The sequence below is a fragment of the Gemmatimonas sp. genome (assembly GCF_021298855.1).
In the GTDB taxonomy this organism is placed as follows: Bacteria; Gemmatimonadota; Gemmatimonadetes; order Gemmatimonadales; family Gemmatimonadaceae; genus Gemmatimonas.
The window spans coordinates 1-21,094 of sequence record NZ_JAJTHI010000030.1; the positions used below are offsets into that span (position 1 = coordinate 1).

Annotated in this window: 16 protein-coding genes; 11 read left to right on the forward strand and 5 right to left on the reverse strand. The window is 69.3% G+C overall.

Annotation, left to right across the window (positions count from 1 at the left end):
• Positions 1–272 precede the first annotated feature (272 nt).
• Positions 273–3,593, reverse strand: a complete 3,321-nt coding sequence (locus LW840_RS10375) for a TonB-dependent receptor (RefSeq protein WP_291269872.1) — start codon at positions 3,591–3,593, stop codon at positions 273–275.
• Positions 3,594–3,919: 326 nt separating this feature from the next.
• On the opposite strand from LW840_RS10375, the gene LW840_RS10380 reads away from it, so the two are divergent.
• Complete coding sequence (locus LW840_RS10380) at positions 3,920–7,225, forward strand: carboxypeptidase regulatory-like domain-containing protein (RefSeq protein WP_291276945.1); 3,306 nt, start codon at positions 3,920–3,922, stop codon at positions 7,223–7,225.
• A 176-nt stretch (positions 7,226–7,401) separates the two neighbouring features.
• Here the strand turns inward: LW840_RS10380 and LW840_RS10385 are convergent, their stop codons facing one another.
• A complete protein-coding gene (locus LW840_RS10385) occupies positions 7,402–8,799 on the reverse strand; it encodes an amino acid permease (protein ID WP_291261676.1) in 1,398 nt (465 codons plus the stop codon).
• Positions 8,800–8,865: 66 nt separating this feature from the next.
• On the opposite strand from LW840_RS10385, the gene LW840_RS10390 reads away from it, so the two are divergent.
• From LW840_RS10390 to LW840_RS10400, 3 genes are all read left to right on the forward strand, one after another.
• Positions 8,866–9,114, forward strand: coding sequence for a hypothetical protein (locus tag LW840_RS10390; RefSeq protein ID WP_291276946.1), 249 nt, complete (start codon positions 8,866–8,868; stop codon positions 9,112–9,114).
• Between the two features lie 61 nt (positions 9,115–9,175).
• Entirely contained in the window at positions 9,176–10,057 is an 882-nt protein-coding gene (locus tag LW840_RS10395; RefSeq protein WP_291261674.1) for a heme o synthase, read from the forward strand.
• A gap of 453 nt (positions 10,058–10,510) precedes the next feature.
• Positions 10,511–12,256, forward strand: coding sequence for an ABC transporter transmembrane domain-containing protein (locus tag LW840_RS10400; protein ID WP_291267088.1), 1,746 nt, complete (start codon positions 10,511–10,513; stop codon positions 12,254–12,256).
• Position 12,257: 1 nt separating this feature from the next.
• Here LW840_RS10400 and LW840_RS10405 read toward each other — a convergent pair whose 3' ends face one another.
• From LW840_RS10405 to LW840_RS10415, 3 genes are all read right to left on the reverse strand, one after another.
• Complete coding sequence (locus LW840_RS10405) at positions 12,258–13,067, reverse strand: carboxypeptidase-like regulatory domain-containing protein (RefSeq protein ID WP_291276947.1); 810 nt, start codon at positions 13,065–13,067, stop codon at positions 12,258–12,260.
• A 110-nt stretch (positions 13,068–13,177) separates the two neighbouring features.
• Positions 13,178–14,356, reverse strand: coding sequence for a M24 family metallopeptidase (locus LW840_RS10410; protein ID WP_291276948.1), 1,179 nt, complete (start codon positions 14,354–14,356; stop codon positions 13,178–13,180).
• Positions 14,357–14,381: 25 nt separating this feature from the next.
• Positions 14,382–15,077 (reverse strand): hypothetical protein, encoded by a 696-nt coding sequence (locus LW840_RS10415; protein ID WP_291276949.1) that lies wholly within the window; start codon positions 15,075–15,077, stop codon positions 14,382–14,384.
• Positions 15,078–15,213: 136 nt separating this feature from the next.
• Between LW840_RS10415 and LW840_RS10420 the strand changes: the two genes are divergently transcribed.
• From LW840_RS10420 to fabF, 7 genes are all read left to right on the forward strand, one after another.
• Positions 15,214–15,591 carry a hypothetical protein gene (locus tag LW840_RS10420; RefSeq protein ID WP_291276950.1) on the forward strand — a complete coding sequence of 126 codons (378 nt, stop codon included), beginning with the start codon at positions 15,214–15,216 and terminating at the stop codon, positions 15,589–15,591.
• 6 nt (positions 15,592–15,597) lie between these two features.
• Entirely contained in the window at positions 15,598–16,404 is an 807-nt protein-coding gene (locus LW840_RS10425) for a DUF92 domain-containing protein (RefSeq protein ID WP_291268367.1), read from the forward strand.
• Positions 16,405–16,536: 132 nt separating this feature from the next.
• On the forward strand, positions 16,537–17,754 hold the full coding sequence (locus LW840_RS10430) for an NAD(P)/FAD-dependent oxidoreductase (protein ID WP_291276951.1): 1,218 nt from the start codon (positions 16,537–16,539) through the stop codon (positions 17,752–17,754).
• Positions 17,755–17,789: 35 nt separating this feature from the next.
• Entirely contained in the window at positions 17,790–18,263 is a 474-nt protein-coding gene (locus LW840_RS10435; RefSeq protein ID WP_291269879.1) for a flavin reductase family protein, read from the forward strand.
• An 11-nt stretch (positions 18,264–18,274) separates the two neighbouring features.
• The gene (locus LW840_RS10440; RefSeq protein ID WP_291276952.1) at positions 18,275–18,982 is read left to right on the forward strand and encodes a methyltransferase domain-containing protein; all 708 of its coding nucleotides are present in this window, start codon (positions 18,275–18,277) and stop codon (positions 18,980–18,982) included.
• A gap of 33 nt (positions 18,983–19,015) precedes the next feature.
• A complete protein-coding gene (locus LW840_RS10445) occupies positions 19,016–19,543 on the forward strand; it encodes an SRPBCC family protein (protein WP_291273732.1) in 528 nt (175 codons plus the stop codon).
• Positions 19,540–20,826, forward strand: coding sequence for a beta-ketoacyl-ACP synthase II (gene fabF, locus LW840_RS10450; protein WP_291268371.1), 1,287 nt, complete (start codon positions 19,540–19,542; stop codon positions 20,824–20,826). The genes LW840_RS10445 and fabF overlap by 4 nt, the downstream gene beginning before the upstream one ends.
• Positions 20,827–21,094 lie beyond the last annotated feature (268 nt).

Consider the following 21,094-nt stretch of genomic DNA (forward strand, 5'->3'; position numbering starts at 1 on the left):
CCCTTCGCTCTGCTCCCTGCCTTGTCATGAGGGGCGCGCCGTCCGGCGCGCCCGTTCCGTTGACAAGGGAGGCAGCCGGGGGCAGGCGATCAGGGAGAAGGGGGAAGCGACAGCCGGCGGCTGGCTTCATCCCTCACCCTGATCCCCTTCGCTCTGCTCCCTGCCTTGTCATGAGGGGCGCGCCGTCCGGCGCGCCCGTTCCCTGGTCAACAAAGAAGCGGGGGCGCGCCCGCCAGGACGCGCCCCCATACATCCCTACCCTGCCGCCGTGCTCAGAACGCGAAGCGAATGCCCGCCTGAATGCGGTAGAAGTTCGCCACCGAGTTCGTCACGCGGAACGTCTCGTCGGCGTCGCGCGGATCGAACGTGTAGACCATCTGCGGACGGCCCTGCGCATCGTTCTGCGCCCCCACCACGTTGAGCACCGACTGCGACGGGAACGCGCCACGCGTGCGGATCTTGCCCCACCCGGAGTTCAGCAGGTTGGGGAGGTTGAACACCTCGAACTGCAGCTGCACGCGCTGCCCCGCCACGGCGGGAAGCCCCTGCCGGATGCTCAGGTCGAGCGTCGACCACCACGGATTGGCGCAGGCGTTGCGCTCGAGAATCTGCCCCCGCGCGTTGCGCAGGCACGCCTGGCCGCTCACGAAGCGCTCGAACGCGGCCGCCTGTTCGGCGGCGGTGAACGGGCGGCTGGCGCCGACCGACGGCACGAAGAACGAGGCGTTCTGGAAGAGCATCTCGCCCGCGTCCGACGCGCTGCGCGGCACGTAGATCGGATCGTTGCCGATGTAGCCGTCGGCGTTCAGGTCACCGCGACCGCCGTTGCCCGTGGCGGTCCACACCACCGGCGTGCCGGACTGCAGCGTGTAGTTGAACGCGATGTCCGTGGGCGCGGTCTTCCACGGCGCCGTGTACGTGCCGGTGAGCACGAAGCGGTGCGGCATCTGGAAGGCGCTGACGCCCAGCTGCGTGTCGAGCGCGTTGCCCGAGAGCACGCGGCCGTTGATGAAGTTCGAGCGGGCCACCGACGACGTCGCGTCGATCACCGAGCGCGCCTGCTGGTACGTGTACGAGCCGTTGATTTCCCAGCCGTTGCTGAAGCGCTTGCGCAGCTGCGTCATGAGCAGGGCCGACCAGGCACCGCTCACGTTGCGCGCATCGAACACGCCGTTTTCCTGCCCCACGTACGTGGCAATGCGGCCGGCGGCGCGCGAGGCGACCCCCGCCGACGTGCCCGTGGCGGCGATCGTGCCGTACATCGTGCGGCCGTTGCGATCGGTGGCCGTGGGCGTGGCCTGGTTCAGGTTGGTGTAGAAGAAGTCGTTCACGCCGTACGTGTACGTGCCTTCGATCGTGGCCACCCAGTCGTTGCCGAGGTCCCGATCGTAGCCCAGCGTGGCGCGGGCGACCTGCGGGAAGCGGATGTCGTCCGACACCGTATTGACCGTGCCGACGGTGCCGTTCGGGTTGAACGCGGCGATTTCCTGGCCCGACGGGCACCGGGGCGGCGGCGTGGTGGTCACGTAGTTCCCCGTGGGCGACGGGACCGTGGTGCCGCGGTTGGTGATCGGGTCGCAGACCAGCTGCGAGAAGTTGTTGCCGGTGTTCGTGAACGTGTTGGACATGAACACGAACGGCGGCGGGCCCATGAAGACACCGACCCCACCACGCACCTGATTCTTCTGGTCGCCGGTCACATCCCAGTTGAAGCCGATGCGCGGCGACGCGTGCAGGCGCATGGACGGGAGCGCGCCGCTGCGGCCGAAGTCGCCCTGCAGGCGGGGGAGCGCGAACGGCTGGTCCTGGAAGTCGACCCAGTCGGCGCGGAAGCCGGCGGTGATGCTCAGGCGATCAGTGACGTTCCAGAGGTCCTGCGCATACAGCGAGTACGTGGCAGCGGTGAAGCGGGCGATCGGATCGCCACCCTGCGGCACCGGGGCGCCGACTTCGAAGCGGCGGGCCACGCCGCGGTCGAGCGAGTCGAGATTGGCGAAGGTCCAGACGCCGAACGAGTTCTGCGTGAAGGTGTTCTGCGCGCTGTAGATCTCACCGCGGGCGCCGAAGGTGAGCGTGTGACGCCCCACCGGCACCGTCAGGTCGTTGCGGATTTCCAGGATGTCCTGGTACAGCGAGTTGCCCTGCGACGAGTTCTCGGCGCCCGCCCGCAGGCGCGACACCCCGCCGTTCGGGTTCGGCACGTTTTCCACGATCACGGCCGGCGCGCGGGCCGGCAGGATGCGCTCGAAGTCCTGCGTGTTGTAGCCGACCTGCAATTCGTTGGAGATGCCGTTGCTGAAGTTGCTGAACAGCTGGAGGCCGGTCGAATTGCTGATGTCGTTGCGCTGGAAGGCCCAGCTGGTCAGATCGAAGAACGGGTTGGCCGTGGCGTTCGACCGACCGAAGTCCTGCGTCTTGTTGTTGTTGTAGTTGTTGCGGAGCACCAGGCGGTGCTGGTCGTTGATCTTGAGGTCGAGACGCGCCAGCACATTGTAGAGCGGCGTTTCGTTGGCGACCGCAGTGCCCGCGCCACCGTTGAAGCCGAAGAGGCGCTGCACGCCGCTGTTGAAGCGGTCGATCGACGCCTGCGTGACCGGCACCGGCACGGGCGAATTTGCGGCCTGGCCGAAGAACGGACCGGCCGCAGGGGCCTGCTCGCTGTTCACGTCGGCCGCCACGAAGAAGTGCAGGCGATCTTTCACGATGGGGCCACCGAGCGAGCCGGCGTACATTCGACGCTGGAAGCTGGTGTTGCGGGTGAGCGGGTCGTTCGCCGACATCTGCTGGTCGCGATACTGCAGGGAGAGGCTTCCCTGCCAGTCGTTCGTGCCGTTCTTGGTGATGATGTTGGTGAGGCCGCCGGTGAAGTTGCCCTGGCGCACGTCGAACGGCGACAGCAGGATCTGGAACTCCTTGATGGCCTCGAGCGTGATGCCGCGGCCGTTGGCCTGGGCCCCGAGCTGCTGATCGGAGTTGAGGCCGAAGCGGTCGACCGCCGTGAGGCCGTCCACCTGGATGTTGTTGTAGCGCGCGTTCTGCCCGGCGAAGCTCGACACGCCACCGCTGCTGGGATTGGTGGCCACGTAGGGCGACGTCTGGATGAGGTCGGTGATGTTGCGCGTCAGGTTGGGCAGGCGACGCACCAGCGAGTCGGAGACGCGCGACTGGGCGCCCTGACGCGAGGGGTTGAAATCGGAGGCCGACCGGCTGGCGGTGGTGACCAGCTCATTGAGCTGGACCGCCTGGCGCGAGAGCTGGAAGTTGGCGCGGACGTTCTGCGTGACGCGCACGACGAGGTCGTTGCGCGATTCGGGGCGGTAGCCGATCAGGCGGGCCGAGACGTTGTACGTGCCCGTTTCGAGCGCCTGCAGCGTGTAGGCGCCGCCCCGTCTCGACTGGGTGGACTGGCGGAAGCCGGTCGCCTGGTTGACGGCGGTAATGGTGGCCCCTTCGAGGCCGTTGCCGGACGAATCGGTCACGATGCCCGAAATAGCACCGGTGGTGGGGCCTTGAGCGGACGCATTGCTCACCGGCACCACGGCAGCACCGGCGAGCGCCCAGAGAGCGATCGCAAGCTGGCGGAAGTGTCGCATGGATGTGTGGGATTAGTCGAGGGAAGCCCGATGTCGGCCGGGTGTGAACACCCCGGCAACAGTCGGTACAGCAGACCGGTCACAATTGCCCAGAAAAGCGGCGGACTCGGCCACCCGACTGAACGACATTCCGGTGCGGAAGGTTCTCGGGGAAGGCTCCACGGTCTGGAATGGCAACAGCTCCGTAACGGCCCCCTCGTCCCGTCCCTCTGCGACTCAGCCCCGGACCGGTTTCGTTACATTCCGGCGGCCGGTTTCCGTTCCGTTGCGGCGGGGTGTCTCCCCGAACCACCGGCCCCATCCCCTCTCGATCTCAGGAGCATTTCATGTTTCACCTGATCCGGCGTGCTGGTCGCAGCTGGATTGCGGGCGCTGTGGCGTTGTTCGCCCTCGCTTCCGCTCGCCCCGTCGAGGCGCAGGTCACCACGTCCGCCATTCGCGGCCTGGTGACCGACTCTGCTGGCAAGCCCATCGAAAACGTCCGCATCGACGCCGTGCACCAGCCCTCGGGCACGCGCTACAGCACCGGCAGCCGTGCCGACGGCGGCTTCAGCATCATCGGCATGCGTATCGGCGGCCCGTACCAGATTACGGCCTCCGCCCTCGGCTACCGCAAGGAAACGCGTGAAATCCCGGGGCTGAGCCTCGGTATCACCACCGACGTGCGCTTCCGTCTTTCCACGGCCGCCGTGCAGCTGCAGGCGATCACCACGCAGGCCGACCCCAACGCGCTGAGCACCACGCGCACGGGCGCCGCCACGTCGGTGGGCCGCCAGACGATCGAGGCCCTCCCCACGATCTCGCGCCGCATCGGTGATTTCACGCGCCTCACGCCGCAGGCGAGCGGTTCGAGCTTTGCCGGCCAGGACAACCGTCTCAACAACATCACGGTCGACGGGTCCTACTTCAACAACTCGTTCGGCCTTGGCGGACAGCCGGGTGACCGCACGGGGGTCGCGCCCATTTCGCTGGACGCCATTGAGCAGATCCAGGTGAACATCGCCCCGTACGACGTGCGTCAGGGCAACTTCACCGGCGCCGGCGTGAACACCGTGACGCGCTCGGGTACCAACGAGTTCAGCGGCTCGGTGTACACGTTCATCCGCAATGAGGATTTCGTGGGTCGCCAGGCGGGCGCGAACGCGTTCAACCCCGGCACGTTCAACTACCAGCAGATCGGTGCCCGCATCGGCGGCCCGCTCATCAAGAACAAGCTCTTCTTCTTCACGAGCTTCGAAGATGAGCAGGAAACCCGCCCGGGGATTCTGCGCACCGCCAACCCCGGTGGCGCGCCGATCACGGGCAACATGACGCGCGTGCTGGGCTCGGACCTCGACCGCCTCAGCACCTTCCTGCGCGATCGTTTCAACTACGAAACCGGCCCCTACGCCGGCTATGATTTCGAGACGCCGGGCACCCGCCTGCTCACGCGCCTCGACTACAACCTGAACGACAAGAACAAGTTCAGCCTCCGCTACACGATGCTGAACTCGAACACCGACGTCGGGCTGTCGACGTCGGGCTCGCTGGGTTTCGGCCGCTCGAACAACAACCAGTTCCTCTCCTTCCAGAACTCCAACTACCAGATCCAGGAGAACATCCGGTCGGTGGTGGGGGAGTGGAACTCGCTGATCGGCGACCGGATCTCCAACAACTTCATCATCGGCTACACCTCGCAGGACGAAAGCCGCAAGTCCCGCGGCACGGTCTTCCCGTTCGTCGACATCCTCGAACAGGGCGCCACCTACACGTCGTTCGGTTTCGAGCCGTTCACGCCGAACAACGAGCTGCGCTACAACAGCTTCCAGCTGCAGAACAACCTGACGATCTCGCGCGACAAGCACGACTTCACCATCGGCGCGTCGCTCGAGCGCTACGAGTCGGAGAACGTGTTCTTCCCGGGGTCGCAGAGCTCGTACGTCTACAACTCGCTGCAGGACTTCTTCACCGACGCCAACGACTTCCTGGCCAACCCCAACCGCACCGCATCACCGGTGACGGCACGCCGTTTCCAGGTGCGTTGGGCGAACCAGCCGGGGCAGGTCAAGCCGGTCCAGCCGCTCGAGGTGCTGTACGGTGGTCTCTACGCGCAGGACGAGTGGCGCGCCCGCGAGAACCTGCGCCTCACCTTCGGCCTTCGCGTGGACGTGCCGCGCTTCGGCAACACCGGCTTCACGAACCCGCAAGCGAATGGCCTGACGTTCCGCGACGAAACGGGAGCGTCGGTGCAGTACCAGACGCAGAAGCTGCCCGATGCCAACCTGCTGTGGAGCCCGCGCTTCGGCTTCAACTGGGACGTGAACAACGACCAGAAGACGCAGATCCGCGGTGGTACGGGCGTGTTCACCGGCCGCCCGGCGTACGTGTGGATCTCGAACCAGATCGGCAACAACGGCGTGCTCACCGGCTTCGAGTCGGTGGACAACACGCGCAACCGGCCGTTCAATCCGAACCCGGATGCGTACAAGCCGCCCGCCAGCGCCATCACCGGCGCCCCGGCCGCCTCGTACGAGCTCGCGCTCACCGATCCGACGTTCCGTTTCCCGCAGATCTGGCGCTCCAACGTGGCCGTTGATCGTCGCCTCTTCTGGGGGCTCACGGCCACGGCCGAGTTCCTGTACAGCAAGGACGTGAACGGCATCTACTACATCGATGCCAACCTGCCGGCCACCACGCAGAGCTTCGTGGGCCCGGACAACCGGCCACGCTACAGTGACACCTGCCCGGCCGCCGGTCTGCAGGTCCGCATCAACTGCAACGTGACCAGCGCCATCGTGCTCAAGAACCAGAACGTGGGCGAGGCGTGGAACGCCGCGTTCGCGCTCGAGCGCGGTTTCCGCAACGGCCTGTTCGCCAAGGCCGCGTACAGCTACGGCATGTCGCGCAACACGGTGGACGCGGGCTCCATTGCCTTCGGCTCGTGGAACGGCAACCCGCATGCTGGCGACCCGAACAATCCGGGCGTGGGCATCTCGGGTACGGCCGCCGGCCACCGCTTCTTCCTCACGGGCACGTACGAGAAGCAGTACTTCGGCTTCGGCAAGACGGGCGTGTCGGTCTTCTTCGAAGGGCGCAACGCCGGCAATACGAGCTACACCTTCAACGGTGACCTGAACAGCGACGGGGGCACGGGCAACGACCTCATCTACATCCCGCGCGACCGCTCGGAGATGAACTTCGAGGCGTTCACGACCACTGGCACCGGCGGCCGCACCTTCACGGTGCAGGAGCAGCAGGACGCGTGGGAGCGGTTCATCAACCAGGACAGCTACCTGCGCGAGAACCGCGGCAAGTACGCTCAGCGTGGGGCCGTGTTCCTGCCCATGGTGTACTTCGCCGACGTGAGCATCACGCAGGACATCTTCGCCAACTTCGGTGGCAAGAAGAACACGCTGCAGGTGCGCTTCGACATCCTGAACTTCGGCAACCTGCTGAACGACAACTGGGGCCAGGGTTTCCGCGCCATCAACAACCGCCCGCTCGTGGCGCGTGGTGCCGATGCCCAGGGGCGTGCGCTCTACCGCATGGCCACCCAGTCGGCGTCGGAACTGCTCTCGCGCAGCTTCGAGCGCACCGCCAATACGGGTGACGTATGGCGTATGCAGTTGGGGTTGCGGTACATCTTCAACTGAGGCGTAGGCCTGGTGGAATGAGGACGGGGGAGCCGGCGGTGCCGGCTCCCCCGTTTTGTTTGCAAGGGAGGACGCAGGAAGAAGAAGGTCAGGGGGAGGGGTGAAGCGACAGCCGGCTTCACCCTTCTTCCTGACCCCTTCGACCTGCATCCTGCCTTGTCACCCAAGGGCGCGCGTCAGCGCGCCGCTCCACCCCGCCCCACCGTGGCGTAGTACACCGGCACCCCCAGCAGAATCACCCCGAACACACCGAGGGTCGGGACGCGCTGCGCCGGGTCCATGAGGGCGTTGCCGAGCAGGAAGAGCACGGCGAGACAGAAGAGGGCGGGCACGAACGGGTACAAGGGCGTTCGGACCGGTGGGTTCCAGTCGGGGCGCCGACGGAGCTTGAAGACCGCCCCGATGCTCATGATGTAGAACACGAGGCTCGCGGTCACGAAGATGTCGGCCAGCTGCTCGAAGCTGCGCAGCAACACGAAGGCTACCCCGAGCGTGCCGGTCATGATGATGGCCACGTACGGGGTCTTGAAGGTGGGGTGCACCTTGGCCACCTGCTTGAAGAAGAGCCCGTCGTCGGCCATGGCGAAGAAGATGCGCGGCCCCGTGAGCAGCGAGCCGTTCACGCTGCCGAAGGTGGACAGCAGCACGGTGAGCGACACGAGCGTCACGCCCACCGGACCGATGAGCCGCAGCGCCACGTCCGCGGCCACCAGTGGTGCCCGGCGCATTTCCTCCACGTTGAGTACGCTGAGATAGGCGATGTTGGCCAGCAGATAGATGGCGATGATCGCCAGCGTGCCCAGCACGATGGCCTTGGGCAGGGTGCGCTCGGGGTCCTTCACCTCGCCCGAGACCTTGGCCAGATCCCCCCAGCCGTCGAAGGCCCAGAGCACACTCACCAGCGCCAGGCCGAAGGCCGAGACCGAGAAGCTGCCCGGCGGGGCGGCGGGGGTGAAGTTGCCCCCCGTTTTCGGGAGCCCGAGGGCGAAGGCCAGCAGCACGATGAGCACGAGCCCGCCGTACTTGGCAATCGTGGTGACGTTCTGCACGAGCGACCCCCAGCGGAGCCCCACCACGTTGATGGTGGCCATGAGCACGAGCGCGGCGGCGGCGAGGTAGTGTGCGTAGTCGTCGTACGGCGCCACGCTGGGGTCGATCCCCACGGCGCGCAGGGCGTACTGACCGAAGGTGAGCGAGATGCCCCCCAGCGCCGCGGCCCGGATGAGGGTGAATTCGGCCCATCCGTACAGGAAGGCGGGGAGCCGCCCCCACGCTTCCCGGATGTAGATGAAGTAGCCGCCCGTGCGGGGCATGGCCCCCGCCAGCTCGGCCAGCGTGAGGGCGCCGCAGAGGGCGAAGAGGCCACCCACGGCCCAGACGGCCATGAGCGGCAGTGGGCCGGGCAGCTTGTCGGCGATGCCAGCCGGCGACCGGAAGATCCCGGAGCCGATCGTGGTACCAACCAGCACGGCGATGGCACTCCAGAGGCCGAGGGAGCGGGGGAGCTCCGTGGCGGGGGCTGCCGAGGCGGGGGCGGCGGCAGCGGCGGGAACGGACGACGGGGGCTTGGCCATGGGCGCTATGGTAGTGCACGGGACGGGGGTTCACCACCTCGGTTCACCGTCTAGTTTTCAATTGTCATGAACTCCCCGATTGACTCCTCACTCCCGACCACCCTCGGGCCCGTCCTGTTCTGGGCGGCGGTGATTGCCTGCAGCGTGGCGCAGTGGTTCATCTTGCGCGCCGTGTTCCGTACGCTGCCCACGGCCCCGGCCAACAGCGACGTTCCCGTGCCGCGACGGTGGGCGGAGATCGTGCAGGTCATCCTGCCGATCGCCGGCCTCGTGGCTCTCTTCTATGGCGCCTGGCGCGCCATGCACTCTGCGTGATATGGCAACCGGCATCGCCCCTGTGAACGGGAACCCGCCAGTCGGGGCTCCCCCAAGCCCCGTGGCCGACACCCCGCTGTCGCGCGACCTCGTCGCGCTGACCAAGCCGCGCATCATCTCGCTGTTGCTGGTCACGACCGCCGCGCCCATGTACGCCGCCGGCAGCCCGAGCCTCTGGACGGTGCTGCTGGTGATGGTGGGCGGGTATCTCATGGCCGGTGGCGCGAACGCGGTGAACATGTACATCGACCGCGACATCGACGACGTGATGGCGCGCACGCGGCTGCGCCCCATTCCGAGCGGCCGCATGTCCCCCACGCAGGTGCTGGCGTTCGGCGTGTTCTGCGCCACGCTGGCCACGTGGATGCTGGCGCATTTCGTGAATGTGCTCACGGCGGGGCTCGCGCTGGCGGGCTTCTACTTCTACGTGTTCATCTACACGCGCATCCTCAAGCGCACGAGTCCGCAGAACATCGTGATTGGCGGGGCCGCCGGTGCCTTCCCGCCGCTGGTGGGATGGGCGGCGGTCACGGGCACGCTCGACGTGACGGCGCTGTGCCTGTTCCTCATCGTGTTCTACTGGACCCCGCCGCACTTCTGGGCGCTGGCGCTGCTCAAGCAGGTGGACTACGGCCGCGCCAAGGTACCCATGGCGCCGCTGGTGTGGGGCGAGCGCGAAACGATGCTCCAGATGGTGTGGTACACCGTGATTCTGCTGGCGCTGACGGTCCTGCCGGTGCTGTACGGGGCCTTCGGCCTGCTGTACCTGGTGAGCGCCCTCGTCCTGGGTGGCCTGCTCCTGTGGGGCGTGCTCAAGGTGCTCTGGGCCGCGCAGCAGGGGCAGCCGTGGACGGGGCCGGCATGGTGGGTGTACAAGTACTCGCTGCTGTACCTGGCGCTGCTGTTCGTGGCCATGGGGATAGATCGGGCGCTCGCGCGATAGCGGGGAAAAACGCGGGGGGACACGCGCGATCGACGACGCGTTGGCAGGGACGCGTTGGCGAAAACGCGTTGGCAGGGACGCGTTGGCGGGGACGCGGAGGGGCGCGGGCACCGACGCGGGCACCGACGCGGGCACCGACGCGGGCACCGACGCGGGCACCGACGCGGGCACCCACGCGGGCACCGACGCGGGCACCCACGCGGGCCCCCACGCGACAACCACGCTGCAACCACGCGGGGCGACCGAGGCCGAAGGCCAGGTCGCCCTCGTCGTTGCCCCGCGTGGGCGCCAGCGTGGCCGCCTGCGCCACTTCGCGTTCGTGCCAACGCGTTCGTGCCAACGCGTAGTCGCCAACGCGTCCCCGCCAACGCGTCGTCGATCGCGCGTAGTCCCCACGCGCAGTTCGCCCGCCCCGGCGGTAGACAGCCGTGTCTCCGTCCGCAATCTTCCGGCGTGCCCAAGGCTTCTCTCTCCTTGCAGCCGCTCAGCCGGCTGCTGCCGCTCGTTCGCCCGTATCGCGGCCGATTGGCGATTGCCTTCGTCTTCCTCGTCATCGCCGCCGGCGCGGGGCTGGTCTTCCCGGCGGTCATGCGCTTCCTGCTCGACGCGGCCTTCGAGCAGCGCGATCGCCCGGCGCTCGATCGCATCGCGCTCATTCTGCTGGCGGTATTCGCCGTGCAGGCCGGCGCCAACTTCGTGCAGGTCTACCTGCTCAGCTCCTCCACGGAACGCATCGTGGCGGCGCTGCGCGCCCGCACCTTCGCGCATCTCATCCGGCTCTCCCCCGCCTTCTTCACCGAACGGCGCACCGGCGAGCTCACCAGCCGCCTCAGCAGCGACCTCGGCCTGCTGCAATCGCTGCTGGGCACGTGGGTCTCCGAGCTCTCGCGCCAGGTGCTCTTCCTGCTGGGCGGCGCGCTCATGATGTTCGTCACGAATTTCCGCCTCACCCTCACGACCCTCGCCGTGGTACCAGTCGTGGTGGGCGCCGCCATCTTCTTCGGCCGCTCCCTCCGCGCGGCGAGCACCAGCGTGCAGGATCGCATCGCCGAGGCCATGGGCATGGCCGACGAATCGTTCGGCGCCATCCGCACCGTGCAGAGCTTCACCCGCGAGGCCGAAGAGACGCGGCGCTTCGGGGCGGCACTCAAGGAGCTCGTGGGCGTGGCCGTCACGCGCGCCCGCACGCGGGCGCTGTTCTTCAGCGTGGTGGGCTTCGTGGCCTTCGGCGCGGTCGCGGCCGTGCTCTGGCAGGGGGGCACGCAGGTGCTCGCCGGCAAGCTCACCGCCGGCACGCTGGTCGCGTTCCTGTTCTATGCCCTGTTCGTGGCGGCGGCCGTGGGCTCACTCGCCACCCTCTTCGGCAACTTCCAGGAAGCGGTGGGCGCCGCCACCCGCGTGTGGGAGCTGCTCGATACCCGGCCCAGCGTGTGCGACCCGGAAATTCCCCTCTCGCTGCCGGCGCCGCTGCGCGGGGACGTGCGCTTCCACGACGTGTCGTTCCGCTATCAGCCCAACCAGCCCGATGTCGTGCAGGGCATCACCCTGGCCATGGCGCCGGGAGAGATCGTGGCGCTCGTGGGGCGCAGCGGCGCCGGCAAGACCACCATTGCCAGCCTGCTGCCGCGCTTCTGGGATGTGAGTGGCGGCAGCATCACGCTCGACGGCATCGACATTCGCGACCTCACGCTCGATACGCTGCGCGCCGCCATTGGCATCGTGCCGCAGGAGCCGGTGCTCTTCAGCGGCACCATTCGCGAGAACATCGCCTACGCCAACCCGCGCGCCAGCGACGCCGACATTCTGCGCGCGGCGCGCGCGGCGCACGCGTGGGAATTCATCACGCGCCTGCCCGACGGCCTCGACACCCTCGTGGGGGAGCGGGGAGTGAAGCTCTCCGGTGGCCAGCGCCAGCGCATCGCCATTGCGCGGGTCTTCCTCAAGAACCCCGCGGTGGTCATTCTCGACGAGGCCACGTCGAGCCTCGATACCGAGAGCGAGCGCTACGTGGAGCAGGCGCTCGAGGAGCTGCTGGACGGGCGCACGACGCTCATCATTGCGCACCGGCTCAGCACCGTGCGGCGCGCCGACACGGTGGTGGTGCTCGACGCCGGCCAGATCGTGGAGACCGGCACCCACGCCGAACTCCTGGGACGCGAAGACGGCGTGTACGCCCGTCTCTACGCGATCGGGGGCTGACCTAGTACGCGAGCTGCAGGCGCGTCTGCACGCCGCCGTCCACGCGTACCCGCGTCTCGCGCGTCCCGAGGCGCTCGTGCCACACGTGCAGGGTGTAGCGGCCGGGGGGCACGCCGTCGAAGCGGAAGGTGCCGTCGGCCGCGGTGACGGCCACGAAGGGATGCGGCGCCACCACGAGCCACGCGCGCACCCACGGATGCAGGTCGTCACTCACACGCACGAGGCCGGGGGCCGCACTGGCCTGCGCGGTGGGCACCACCTGCCCGGCATCGGAGAGCAGCAGCGTGGCGCGTGGCGCGGCCTCGCCGGTGGCGGTGAACTGCAGCCGTGACATCATGGCGTCGCGGCTGTTGACGAGCAGCGTGCTGCCGGCGGCCATGCGCTGCACCCGCGGCGACAGCCGGCAGCCGTCGAGCGTGAGGCGCACGCGCCGCGGAGCGTCGTCGCGCGGGCCGCTGCCCACACCGTTCAGCCACACCACCGCATCGCCAACCCCTCCATCGCGGCTCACCAGGAGCGTTTCGCTGAAGGGGCGGCACACGGCGAGATCGTGCGTGGGGGCAATGCTCGTGTCCTTGGGCGAGCCGCCGCTGATCATGCCGAGCACCACGCCGGGGGTGGGAGCCGGCTGTACACGATAGTCGGTACCGGCCGGGCCCCCCGCGGCGCGGGCGAGTGACCCGCCTCGGGACGCGTCGCTGGGCGCGCCGGCCGGATTCGCCGCCGTGCCGATGGTGGCCTCGACATCGGCGATGCGCGTGCGCGCTTCCGATTGCGGCGCGCAGCCGATCATCAGCAGCAGTGATAGCACGGTAATCGACCAGCACCTGCTCCCTGTCTCCTGCGCCCGGCTGCCTGCCTCCTTTGTCGGAACGCGGGCAGCGGGGGACAGCAGGCGGGACGCCGGACGCCGCGAACGGATCAAACGACCCAGAGCTCCTGCTGGATCTCGCCCGGCGTGATGATCAGGGCGTCGTCGCCCACGTAGGCGTTGACCTCGCTGCGCACGCCGAACTCGCCCGTGAGGTAGACGCCCGGTTCGATGGAGAAGCCAACGCCGGGAATCAGGACGCGATCGTCGCGCGACTCGAGGTTGTCGATCTGCGGGCCGCTGCCGTGCAGCTCGCGGGCATCGATGCTGTGGCCGGTCCGGTGCCAGAAATCGTTGCCGAAGCCGCGCGCCGTGATCACCGCGCGCGCCGCGTCGTCGGCCTCCCCGCCACGCACGATCTCCCCCGCCGCAATGCGGTCCCGCAGCAGCGTGAGCGCGGCGTCACGCGCATCGCGCACCGCTTCCCACACCGTGACCACCCGCGTGGCGGGCGTACCGAGCGATGCCATCCACGTCTGGTCGGCATAGATGCCGTTGGGCTCCTTCGCCCACAGGTCGACGAGCAGCACGTCACCCTGCTGCACGAGGCGCGGCCGGGAGGCCGAGGGGACGTAGTGGGGATTGGCCGCATTCTCGGAAGCGGCAACGTCGGGGCCGTGGTCGGTGAGGAGCCCCGCCCGCTCGAAGGCTTCGAGAATGCGCTGCTGCAACTCGTGTTCGGCCGCCGGGGTGCCCGCCGCCACACACGCGCCCGCATGGGCGATCGTGTCGCGCGCGACGCGGGCAATGTGCTCGGCCGCCCGCTGGTGCGAGGCCAGCTGGGCCGGCGTCCACGTGGCGTAGACCTGCGACACCAGCTCCGCGCTGCTCACCACGGTGGCGCCACTCGCGCGCACCATTTCGAGCACACCGGCGGGGATGCGGTCGAGGTAGGGAATGGCATCACCCGGCGAGTATTCCATGGCGACGCGCTTGCCCTGCACCAACGTGGCCAGTTCACTCTCGAGGGCGCGCCAGCCGCTGTACACGCGCAACGGCCAGCCCTTGGGCCACTGCTTCCACGGTCCCGGTTCGATGGCGTGCTGAATGCCAACGGGGAGTCCGGTCCGCGGAATGAACGCGAACACGCGGCGTGAACACAGGCCGCCGAAGCCCAGCAGCCCGGCGGCGATGGCGTTGGTGCCACGGAAGTCGTACAGCAGCCAGCCGTCGAGGTCCGCGTCGGTCAGCAGCTGCTGCAGACGCGGCAGCAACTCAGGGGTGAGCATGGGGAAGAATCGGACGAGGTGGGGGTCAGCGACGACGCCACTCGGCGCGCCACTGGCAGCTGTGGTCGCCGCGGCTGCGACACATGACATGCTCCACGGCGCCATCGGCGTCGGCGAGGAGCAGCAATGATTCGCGGAACGCCGCCTCGTACAGCCCGCACCCGGCGCCCTTGGGCGCTGCATCGGCGGAGACGGGGGCCGGCACATCGAGCAGGAGCGTACTGCCCTGCCGCACCAAGGTACCGTCCATGTGGCGGCGGGCAAGCCGGCGCAGCGCCCCCAGGGCGATGGGTCGAGCCAGGAGCGCCGGCAGCGAGCGGGCCGCCCCGCGTCGGGCACCGCCCACGGTGTCTACAATGGCCTTGGCCCAGCGGCGTCCTGCCTCGCGGAAGGCCAGATCGGCGTCGGGACGCCGTCCGATGAGCCGGGCCAGGGCGAGGATCTCGTCGTAGGTGATGCGCTGCCGCGCTCGCACGGCATCGCCGTACCGGCGGATCTGCTGGAGGACGGTGTCGCTGAGCCCCAGTCGCTTGTTGCGCAGCTCGTGCACGAAGTCGGCATCCAGCTCCGCCGCCGGCGTATCGATGGCCTTGACCGCCTCCAGCAGCGCCAGCGGCAGGCGCGCGTCGAGGGACCCACCGCTGAGCGGCAAGACGGTGTCCGACGCGAGCGGCGTGGCCCGGGAGCTCCGGCCATCGTTGGCGAGTGACGTACGCGGCATAGTCGTCCATGCTAACGTGTTCCCGGTCGTGCAAACAAGCGGAAACTGTTGCCGGCGGCGCACCTGTGGGGGCCGTGCCACACAATTCATGGTCGCGCTTGCGAACCAATTGACAGGTGGTCAGCGTTTGTCTCTCATGAATGCGCTGCGGTTTCCCGTGCGTCCCCGCTCCGACCGTATGGCCGGGGCCGCCGCGCGGGACGGCGCGACCGTGGCTCCCGCCCTCAAATCTCCCCCAGCCGGTTCACTCCCCCTGGCCGCTGACTGCTTCATCAGTCGACTGCACCTCCACGACTACGTGGATGGTGAGCTCGATTCGGATCTGCCGGGTTCTGCCTTGCGCGAGATCATTCACGCGCACCTGCGGCACTGCGCGCGCTGCGCCCGTCTCGAACGGCAGGTCCGTGCGCTCCGGCTGCGGCTGCGCGAGTGCGCCGTAAGCACCGCGGCCGCTGCGGAGGAGCGCGCGTCGCCGGAGTTCCGGGCGCGCATGACCCGCCTGCTGGCTGGCTGACCGCGCGTGCTGCCGTCGGCGTTGCTGTCCGACGTGCTGCTGGGATTCGGAGCGGCCGCCGTCATTGTCACCGTCGCGTGGCGCGCCGGCACCCTGGCGCGAAGCGGGGCGCTGGCGGCCACTGCCGTGGGCGGGGTGGCCATGACCGCCGGGCGAAGCTGGGGGCTGTTCCTCGTGCTCTGGTTCGTTACGGCATCGCTGGCCTCGCGCCTGGGGAAGCGCACCAAGGAACGGGCCACGGCCGATGTGGTCGCCAAAGGCGGGCAGCGCGACGCGGCGCAGGTGCTGGCCAACGGCGGGGTGTTCGCCGCCTGTGCCCTCGCCAGCCTGCTGGCGGCCGGTATCGGTGACACCGCCGCGCTCATGGGCGCCGCGGCGCTGGTGGCCGCCGGCGCCGACACCCTGGCCACGGAAACCGGGACATGGTGGCGCGGACGCCCGTGGTCGCTGCGCACGCGGGGGCCGGTGCCTGTCGGCACCTCGGGAGCCGTAAGCCTCGCCGGTTCCGCCGGGATGGTACTGGGAGCATGGACACTGGCGGCCGCGGCGGCGGTGATGGCGCTCATCCCGCCGTCGGCGGTCCTCGTGGTTACCGCGGCGGGGATCGCCGGTGCGGTAGCGGACACGGTCGTTGGCGCGTTCTGGCAGGCTCGGCGCTGGTGCGCCAGCTGCGCACGCGAAACGGAGCAGATCGTGCATCGGTGCGGAACGCCAACGCAGCCGTGGCGCGGGGTGCACTGGCTCGACAACGACCTGGTGAACCTGCTGTGCACGCTCGTGGGCGCCCTGGCGGTGCTGCTGTTGGGGCGCTGATGGGGCGCTGATGGGGTGCTGATGGGGCGCTGATGGGGCGCTGATGGGGCGCTGATGGGGCGCTGATGGGCCGGTGCGGTTCCCCGGGGCGAACCTGGAACCCGATCGGGGGGTTAAACTCCCGTGAACGCCATGCATCGTGTCCAAGTCCTTGTCGTCGGCGGGGGCCCCGCCGGGAGTGCCGCCGCCTGGCATTGTGCCCAGGCGGGACTCGACGTCTGCCTGGTGGACCGCGCACGCTTCCCGCGTGCCAAGCCGTGCGCGGAGTACGTGAGCCCCGAGGGGTCGCGCATTCTGCACGCCATGGGGGCGCTCGAGACGCTCGAGATGCAGGCCGCGGCCCTGTCGGGCATGGTGGTGCACGCCCCGTCCGGCGACCGCATTCACGGCGAGTTCGTGGCGCGCCATGGGTTCCGCGGCTTCCGCGATCGCGGACTCGGGGTACGACGCGAGGTGCTCGATACCGTGCTGCTCGACCGCGCCCGTGCCGCCGGGGTGCAGGTCCTTGAGCAGGCCAAGGTGGAGCAGCTGCTGCAGCAGCCCGACGGCACCGTTACCGGGGCCACGCTGCGCACGCCGGCGGGCGAGCGCACCGTGCACGCCGCGCTGGTAATTGGCGCCGACGGGCTGCGCAGCGTGGTGTCGCGCCGCCTCGGCCTTGCCCACCAGTCGCGCTGGCCGCGCCGCGTGGCGCTGGTGGCACATTACCGCCACGTGAGCGGCGTGGGCACGTTGGGCGAGATGCACGTGACCCGCCGCGGATACGTCGGGCTGGCGGCCGTGGGCGACGGACTGGTCAATGTGGCCCTCGTCGTGCCCCGCCGGCACGCCGGCGACATGCGCGACGGCACCGCCGCGTACCTCACGCGCTGGCTCGAGGCGCACCCTACGCTGGCGTCGCGCTTTGGCGGCGCGACGCGGGTCACCCCCGTGCGCGCGACCGGCCCCTTCGCGTCGCGTGCCCGCCGTCCGTGGCACCCGGGGGCCATACTCACCGGCGATGCCGCCGACTTCTACGATCCGTTCACGGGCGAAGGGATCTACTCGGCGCTGCGCGGTGGCGAACTGCTCACCGAGTACGCCCTGTCGGCCGTGCGCGCCTCGTCACGCGATGTGCACGTGCGCGCGCTGCGCGGCTACGAGCGTGCCCGGCAGCAGACCTTCGGCGGCAAGTGGCGCGTGGAACAGCTGATCGGCATGGCGGTGGGGATGCCACCACTGCTCAACCACGCCGCGCGCGTGCTGTCGCGCGACCGGGATCTCGCCGACCTGCTCATTGGCGTGACCGGCGATTTCGTGCCGCCACGCGCCGTGCTCACGCCTCGCACCCTGCTGCGCTTTCTCGGGTGAGCCGCGCGCTCCCCGTTTCCCCCTCCCTGTCTCGTGTGATCGACTCCGACCTGTTCCGCGCCGTCCTCGGCCGTTTTGCCACGGGCATTACGGTCATCACCACCTGCGACGCCACCTCGACGCCGCACGGCATGACGGTGAGCGCCTTCTCCTCGCTCAGCCTGTCGCCGCCGCTGGTGCTGGTGTGCATCGGCAACGAGGCCACCATGGCCCCTGTCATTGGCGCGGCCGATTCGTTTGCGGTGAATGTGCTGAGCGCAGGACAGGAGGCCATCTCGCGCCGCTTCGCGGGCAAGGTGGACGACCGGTTCGCAGGCGTTGGCTACACCACCGGCGAACTGGGCGACCCGATACTCGACGACGTGCTCGCCTCGCTGCAGTGCCGCATCGTGGCCCGGCATCCCGCAGGCGACCATGTGATCGTGGTGGGGGAAGTCGTGGCGGGCGCGACCTACGAAGGGAAGCCGCTGCTCTATTATCGCGGCGGCTACGCCGTGCTCGAGCGGTAACCACGGCCCCCATGTTCACGCCGGCGCGGCGCCGCGGGTCGGAGATCCTCGACGACCCGAACGCAGACCCCGCGCTCTCGTTGCGTTCGCTGCGCGACATTGCCCTGGCCAACCGGTTCTTTGGCGGGCGCAACGCGGTGGTGCGCACCCTGCGCGCCGTGCTGGACACACGCCCCGCCGGTGGGGCGTCGCTCACGCTGCTCGACATCGGCACCGGGCTGGGCGATATCCCGGCGGCGGCCGAACGGGTGGCGCGCGCGCGGGGCGTGGTGCTGCGCACCATTGGTCTGGAGCGGGCGCCGCTGCTGGCGGGCGCGGCGGCGGCGCGCTGTACCCACGGGCTGGCCGCCGACGCCATGCAGCTGCCGTTCGCCACCGGCAGCATCGACATCGTGACCCTGTCGCAGGTGCTGCACCACTTCGACGGTGCCGAGGCCGAGCGGTTGCTGCAGGAGTGCACACGGGTGGCGCGCGTGGCGGTGATCGTGGGGGATCTGCGACGCAGCTGGCTGGCCGTGGCCGGGTTGTGGGTCTCGTCGTTTGCGCTCGGCTTTCACCCGGTGAGTCGCCACGACGGCGTGCTGTCGGTGTTGCGCGGGTATACCCGCAACGAGCTGCAGGCGCTGGTCGAGCGCGCGACCCGGTGCCCGGCCACGGTTCGGCGCCGGCTCGGCTTTCGCGTCACCGCGCACTGGTCACCGGGGTATCTTGCCCCATGATGCCGTGACGGCTTCTTCCTCCTGCCAATGATCATGACGTCTCCACAGCAGTCCGCCGCCGATCCCTTCGTGCTGGGGCCGCCTCCCACCGGGCGTCTTGTCACCACCGTGGACGAACTGGTGGTGCGGGCGCCGGCCCAGCGCATCTTCGAGGTGGCCGCGGCGGTGGAACATTGGCCCGCGTATCTGCCGCACTACCGGTACGTGCGCTTCCGCGAATCGCGACGCGACGGCGGCGGCATTGTGGAGATGGCGGCCAACCGGCCGTTCGGCCCGTTCAATTGGCCCACCTGGTGGCTCTCCGAGATGGCGGTGAATCGCGAGGTGCCGTGGGTGCGGTTCCGGCACATTGGCGGCGTCACGACGCGCATGGATGTGGAGTGGAGCTTCACGCCGGTCGACGGTGGCACGCTCACGCGCATCGTGCACGTGTGGGACGGCCCCAACTGGCCACTCATTGGCCCGTTTGCCGCCACGCAGGTCATTGCCCCCGTGTTCGTGCACGGCATCGCGTCGCGCACCCTGGCGGGGCTGGCGAAGGTCGCGGAGCGCCACACATGAACGACGACACGTCAACGTCCACGCCGGCGGCGCGCGCCGGTGCCCCTCGCCGCCGTGTGGCCATCACGGGCATCGGTTGCGTCACTCCCATCGGCACGGGGGTGGAGGCGCTGTGGAGCGGGCTGCGGGCCGAGCGGTCGGTGGTGCAGCGTCTCACGCGCTTCGACGCCAGCATTTATCGCTCGCAGTGCGCGGCGCAGGTGAACGACTTCGATGCCACCACGTGGATTGACGCCAAGCGGGTGAAGCGGCTCGACCGCTACAGTCAGTTTGCGGTGGTGAGTGCGATGCTGGCGTTGGGCGATGGGGCGCTCGATCTGGAGGCGGTGGACCGCGAGCGCATGGGCGCGATGATGGGGACGGCGCTGGGGGGTGTCGGGTATGCCGAGGAGCAGGCGGCCCGCTTTGCCGAGGCGGGGCTGCGGGCGGTGGATGCCACGCTGGCGTTGGCCGTATTCGGGGGCTCATCGAGCTGCAACATGGCCATCGAGTTCGGCATCAGTGGCCCCAACTCCACGAACGCCATGAGCTGCGCGAGCGGCAGCATGGCCATTGGCGAGGCGTTCCGGCAGATCCGTGATGGCCACGCCGACGTGATGCTGGCCGGTGGCAGCGAGGCGCCGCTGGCGACACTCTGCTTCGGCGCGTTTGCGCTCATTCGGGCGATGAGTACCCGCAACGATGATCCGGCGGCGGCGTCACGCCCCTTCGACGCCGATCGCGACGGCTTCGTGATGGGCGAGGGTGCCGCCGTGCTGCTGCTGGAGGAATGGGAGCATGCCACGCGCCGCGGCGCGCGCATTTATGCCGAGCTGGGTGGATACGGCACCACCAACGATGCCCATCATATGACGGCGCCGTTGCCGGGTGGGGCGCAGGCGGCGCGCTGCGTGCAGATGGCGCTTGCGGATGCGCGCGTCGCGCCCGTCGACGTGGACTACATCAACGCGCACGGCAGCAGCACGCCACTCAACGATCCGACGGAGACGGAAGCGATCAAGCGGGTGTTCGGCGCGCACGCGCGGGCCGTTCCGATCTCGAGCACCAAGGGGTACTACGGCCACGCGCTCGGTGCCAGCGGCGCCTTCGAGGCGGCAATCTGCGCGCTGGCGATTGCGCGCGGCTGGATTCCGCCCACCGTGGGGCTGCGTACGCCGGATGCGGCGTGCGACCTGGACTTCGTGCCCGGCAACGGGCGGGCGCTGTCGCCGCGCGTGGTGGTGAGCAATTCGTTCGGCTTCGGCGGCATCAACGCCGCGCTGGTGCTGCGGGCGCCGTCGTAGACGGAGCGGTGAGTCGGGGTCGGGGTCGCGGTCGGGGTCGGGGTATCGTCGCGCGATCGACCGCCCGCCGCGGTTCCGCACCACCCCTTCGCGCGTGGCTTCGGGGGTGGCCGGGCGCCGCCGCGCTGTCGCGCGGCGCGCCGGCGTCACCCCCTCAGAGACGCGCGGCGGGGGGCGCGGCCCGCTGCGGGCTGGCATTGCGTGCAGGCCCCCGCGCGCACGACGCCCGCACGCGCCGCCCGCACGCCGCCCGCACGCCGCCCGTAGG